General features: G+C 69.3%; 7 protein-coding genes. 4 read left to right on the top strand and 3 right to left on the bottom strand.

The window, feature by feature from the left end:
* The first annotated feature begins 1 nt into the window (after nt 1).
* From GBZ26_RS26830 to GBZ26_RS26840, 3 genes are all read left to right on the top strand, one after another.
* On the top strand, nt 2-955 hold the full coding sequence (locus GBZ26_RS26830; RefSeq protein WP_345772076.1) for a zinc-binding alcohol dehydrogenase family protein: 954 nt from the start codon (nt 2-4) through the stop codon (nt 953-955).
* Nucleotides 956-1214: 259 nt separating this feature from the next.
* The gene (gene rpe / locus GBZ26_RS26835; RefSeq protein ID WP_174441441.1) at nt 1215-1871 is read left to right on the top strand and encodes a ribulose-phosphate 3-epimerase; all 657 of its coding nucleotides are present in this window, start codon (nt 1215-1217) and stop codon (nt 1869-1871) included.
* A 144-nt stretch (nt 1872-2015) separates the two neighbouring features.
* Nucleotides 2016-2273 (top strand): GlsB/YeaQ/YmgE family stress response membrane protein, encoded by a 258-nt coding sequence (locus GBZ26_RS26840; RefSeq protein WP_014240033.1) that lies wholly within the window; start codon nt 2016-2018, stop codon nt 2271-2273.
* Nucleotides 2274-2353: 80 nt separating this feature from the next.
* On the opposite strand, the gene GBZ26_RS26845 is transcribed toward GBZ26_RS26840, so the two are convergent.
* From GBZ26_RS26845 to GBZ26_RS26855, 3 genes are all read right to left on the bottom strand, one after another.
* Nucleotides 2354-3133 carry a PhyR family response regulator anti-anti-sigma factor gene (locus tag GBZ26_RS26845; RefSeq protein WP_174441442.1) on the bottom strand — a complete coding sequence of 260 codons (780 nt, stop codon included), beginning with the start codon at nt 3131-3133 and terminating at the stop codon, nt 2354-2356.
* Between the two features lie 194 nt (nt 3134-3327).
* Complete coding sequence (locus GBZ26_RS26850; RefSeq protein ID WP_343207188.1) at nt 3328-3840, bottom strand: thermonuclease family protein; 513 nt, start codon at nt 3838-3840, stop codon at nt 3328-3330.
* A 16-nt stretch (nt 3841-3856) separates the two neighbouring features.
* Nucleotides 3857-4555: an SOS response-associated peptidase gene (locus tag GBZ26_RS26855; protein ID WP_174441443.1), complete on the bottom strand. Its 699-nt coding sequence runs from the start codon at nt 4553-4555 to the stop codon at nt 3857-3859.
* 154 nt (nt 4556-4709) lie between these two features.
* Between GBZ26_RS26855 and GBZ26_RS26860 the strand changes: the two genes are divergently transcribed.
* A partial coding sequence (locus GBZ26_RS26860; RefSeq protein ID WP_425599367.1) for a hypothetical protein occupies nt 4710-4943 on the top strand: 234 nt, incomplete at its 3' end.

Consider the following 4943-nt stretch of genomic DNA (forward strand, 5'->3'; position numbering starts at 1 on the left):
CGTGGAGCGTCCCCGCCCCGAGCCCCAGGGCCGCGACCTTCTGGTCGAGATCAAGGCCGTCTCGGTCAACCCCGTCGACACCAAGGTGCGCCGCAACATGCCGCCGGCTCCGGGCGCCATGAAGGTGCTGGGCTGGGATGCCGCCGGCACCGTGGTCGCCGCCGGGCCGCAGGCCACGCTGTTCAAGCCGGGCGACGCCGTCTTCTACGCCGGGGCCATCGACCGCGACGGCACCAACGCCGAGTTCCATCTGGTGGACGAGCGCATCGTCGGGCCGAAGCCGGCCAGCCTCGATTTCGCCCAGGCCGCAGCATTGCCGCTGACCAGCATCACCGCGTGGGAAGCCATGTTCGACCGGCTGGACGTGCGGCGCCCGGTGCCGGGGGCGGCCAACGCCATCCTGATCGTCGGCGGAGCCGGCGGCGTCGGCTCCATCGCCATCCAGCTCGCCCGGCAACTGACCGACCTGACGGTCATCGCCACCGCGTCCCGCGAGGAGACCCAGGCCTGGTGCCGGGACCTGGGCGCCCATCACGTCGTCGACCACCGCAAGCCGCTGGCCGCCCAGGTGGAGGCTCTGGGCATCGGCGCCCCGGCCTTCGTCTTCTCGACCAACGACACCGGCACCCATCTGCCGGAGATCGCCGCCCTGATCGCCCCGCAGGGCCGCGTCGCGCTGATCGACGATCCGGCGGGGCTGGACGTCATGGTGCTGAAGCGCAAGAGCGTGTCGCTGCATTGGGAGTTCATGTTCACCCGGCCGGTGTTCGGCACCGCCGACATCGAGGCCCAGCACGCTTTGCTCAGCGACGTGTCGCGCCTCGTCGACGCCGGCACCGTCCGCACGACGCTGGCCGAGACGTTCGGCACCATCAACGCCGCCAACCTGACGCGCGCCCACGCCCTGCTCGAAAGCGGGCGGGCCAAGGGCAAGATCGTGCTGGCCGGCTTCTGAACCGCGCCTTGCCTTTTGGGCGGGGGACGGCCAGTCCCCCGCCCCATGGGCGCGGAGCGGAGGAGCGAGAATGGCCGCGGCGAACGGGGGCGGAGCGATCATCGTTGATATCTCCTCTCCCGCCCCGGGAGAGGAACCATCAAACGGCTTGGCCCTGCCAGGAACGGCGAGAAGGGTTGGGGCGGCGGGGGAGCCGTGGTATGGGAAGGCGGATTTTCCACCGCCCTTTCCCGCACCGTTCACGCCAAGGATTTCCGCCATGCGCCCGGTCAAGATCGCCCCGTCCATCCTCTCCGCCGATTTCGCCCGGCTGGGCGAGGAAGTGCGCGCCATCGATGCGGCGGGCGCCGACTACATCCACATCGACGTGATGGACGGCCATTTCGTTCCCAACATCACCATCGGCCCGGCGGTGGTGAAGGCGCTGCGCCCGCACACGGCGAAGCCCTTCGACGTGCACCTGATGATCTCCCCGGTGGATCCCTACGTCGCCGCCTTCGCGGACGCCGGCGCCGACATCATCACCGTCCATGCGGAAGCCGGCGCCCACGTCCACCGCACCATCCAGCTCATCAAGTCGCTGGGCAAGAAGGCCGGCCTGTCGCTGAACCCGGCCACCCCGCTGGAGGCCGTCGACTATCTGCTGGAAGACCTCGATCTCGTTCTGGTCATGACGGTCAACCCGGGCTTCGGCGGGCAGAGCTTCATCGCCAACCAGCTTCCCAAGATCCATGAGCTGCGCCGCCGCATCGACGCGCTGGGCAAGCCCATCGACCTCCAGGTGGACGGCGGCATCAACGGCGAGACCGCCCGCATCGCCATCGAAGCGGGAGCCGACGTTCTGGTCGCCGGAACCGCCACCTTCACCGGCGGGCCGGACCGCTACGCCGCCAACATCCGCGCCCTGCGGAGCTGATTCCAGCACTAACCCTTCTCCCTCCCGGCCATGCTCCAGGTGGGTTTATCCGCAAGGGGGTCCTCCTTCGGGCAGAACCAAACGCCGTTTTGGGCGTTATGGCTGCGTGGGATCGAGGACATCGATACTGGAGGGAGAGAGGTTATGGGTATTCTGTGGACGATCATCATCGGCTTCCTGGCCGGCATCGTCGCCAAGTTCCTGATGCCGGGCCGTGATCCGGGCGGCTTCATCATCACCACGCTGCTCGGCATCGCGGGCGCCTTCGTCGCCACCTATCTGGGCGAGGCCGTGGGCTGGTACCGGGCGGGCGAAGGGGCCGGCTTCATCGGCGCCATCGTCGGCGCCATCATCATCCTGGCCATCTACCGCATGATCGCCGGGCGCCGCACCACCGTCTAACCGGCGGCAACACGGCAGCACACATGCAAAGGGCGGCCCGACGGGGCCGCCCTTTTCGCATGTCCAATCCGAACCGCGTGTTACGCCAGCGCCACCGGGCTCGGCATGAAGACCGCGCGGGAGATCGCCGCCTGGATCGCCTCGTTGGTGAAGGGCTTGCGGACGATCTGGCCGAGATGGCGGGCGTCCGCCTCCTCCAGGTCGCCGTCGAAGGCCGTGACAAAAATGGTCCGCATGGCGCGCTTCTGGCGCAGCCGGCGGGCGACCTCCACCCCGCTTCCGCCGTCGGCCAGCCGGACGTCGAGCAGGGCCAGCGTCGGCTTCTCGGCCTCCAGCAGTTCCAGGGCCTCCTGTTCGTTGTTGGCGGTGCCGCAGACGACATGGCCCATGTCGGTGACCAGCGAGCCGATCTCCATCGCCAGGATCGGGTTGTCCTCGACCACCAGAACCCGCTGGGTCAGGGCGTTGCGCACCTTGTCGCGGGCGACGGTCAGCCGGTCCTGGCCCTCCGGCGCGGGGATCTGGAGCACCTGGGCGGCTTCGGGAACCGTCAGCCCTTCCAGCGTGATCAGCAGATACATGCGCCTCTCGCCTTCCGGCAGGGACGCCAGCGCCCGTTCGATGGGGTGCGGCGACGGGGTCGGCAGCCCGTCCCCGTCCTCGTCGAACAGCAGATGCAGCAGGGCGTAGAGCGGCACCCGCGCCCCGGCTTCCAGCCCGAAGCGGGACGGGGCCATCACGGCGACCTCGACGCAGCGCGTCACGAGATCGTCACCGCGTTCGGTCGCTCCGGTCAGCGCGCGCGCGTAGCGCCGCAGGTAGGGGAGATGATCGTAAAGCTGGCGTGCGTAGACTCGCATGACCCGTTCTTCCGCGCCGGTGGGTGGGTCCTTCCGGCCTTCGGCACCGAGGGGCGCTGGCCGGTCGGCTTGATTAATAACTTGTTAACACTCTGAAACACTATCACGCCCCCCAAGGAGGGCGAACCGAAAAAAAGGCCGAGTCCCCCTTCCCCCGTTGGCAGAGGCCAGATGGCCGAACCGGACCGCAGGACCTACCGCGCCTGCTCCCTCTGCTGGCGCGACCGCCACTGCCAGGGTTTCTCCACCTGCCCCCCCCACAGGCCGAGCCGGCGGCTCTGCGCGAAGGCCTCGCTGGAGGCGTAGGCCGGCGACAGGCTGCGGTAGGCGAAGGCCCAGCCGCGCGCCACCATGGCCGCCCCCAGATCGACGCCGAGCACCCGGCATTCGCCCAATTGCTGGCCGTTGCGGTCGCGTTCGGCGATGGTGCAGGTCACCTCCTGGTCCTTGATCAGGCCGGCCAGCACCGCCGTGGCGATGCGGAAGCAATCGAGTTCGTGCCCGTAGCGGTTCCGGCATTTCTGCCCGACGTCGGGGGCGTCGATTCCCATGAGGCGAACCGGCGTCCCTTTGATGGACAGCGTATCGCCCTCCATGGCGACACCCTGCCCTTTTAACGTCTCGTTGGGGGTGTTGGCGACCTTGCCTTTGGTCGTCCCTCCCTGGGCATACGCCGTTCCGGTTGAGCCGACGAGAAGAATCGCCACCAAAAGGCTTCGCCAGTCAGAACAAGGTCGGCGCGTCATCGGGCGGTGCATCGTCCAAGGGAGCCGCGCACGCTTCGTCGTCGTTGCGCACGTTATTGACGCGCGGTCCCACCGGATGGGCCTCCAGCAGCGCGTCGGGCGCCGGCTTCAGAAGCCCTTCCAGCAGCGGCAGCGGGGCGGCAGGGTCCAGCCACAGGTCCCAGTCCGTCTCGTCCAGGATCACCGGCATGCGCTCGTGCAGCGGCTTCAGCACCGCGTTGGCCGTGGTGGTGACGATGGTCAGCGTCTCCAGCGGTTCCGCGGGGGCGGGGCCGCCCTTCGGGCCGTTCCAGCGCTCCCACAGGCCGGCGAAGGCGAAGGGCGCGCCGTCGCGGCGGCGGATGGCGCAGCCCTGCTTGCGCTTGCCCTCCGCCTTCCACTCATAGAATCCGTCCACGGGGACGAGGCAGCGCCGCTTGCGGAACGCCTCCCGGAAGGACGGCTTCTCGGCCAGCGTCTCCCCGCGCGCGTTGATCAGCCGCGCCCCGATGGACGGGTCGTCCGCCCAGAAGGGCACGAGTCCCCAGCGCAGGGTCACCAGATGGCGCCCATCCTCCTCCCGCCGCACGGCGGGCACCGGCTGGGTGGGGGCCACGTTCCAGCGGGGCTGGAGGTTCGGAAGTTCGGGGAAGCCGAACAGCCGCTGAACCTCCGCGGCCGGCGTGGCGAGTATCATGCGTCCGCACATGGCCTAAGAATAGGTGGCCCGGCGCCCCCACGCCACCGCCGGCTTATGCCCAACCGAGGGTTTTCGCCGGCCAAGGCTCCGCCTATCTTCTCCGGGTGTCTCCCCACGCCACAGGCCCGCGCAATAGGAAGGACCCCGCCCCATGATGAAGTTCGGCATCGGCCAGCCGGTCCCCCGCACCGAAGACGCGCGCCTGCTGACCGGCGGCGGGCGCTACACCGACGACGTGTCGCTTCCCGGCCAGACCTACGCGGTCTTTGTGCGCTCCCCCCACGCCCACGCCGACATCCGCGGAATCGACGCGGTCGAGGCGGCGGCGCAGCCGGGGGGGCCCCGGTCCCTTGTAACCACTTCCGGGCCCCGGGGACTAAGGCGA

Origin of the sequence: Azospirillum formosense (genome assembly GCF_013340925.1) — a bacterium.
GTDB classification, from domain to species: Bacteria; Pseudomonadota; Alphaproteobacteria; order Azospirillales; family Azospirillaceae; genus Azospirillum; species Azospirillum formosense.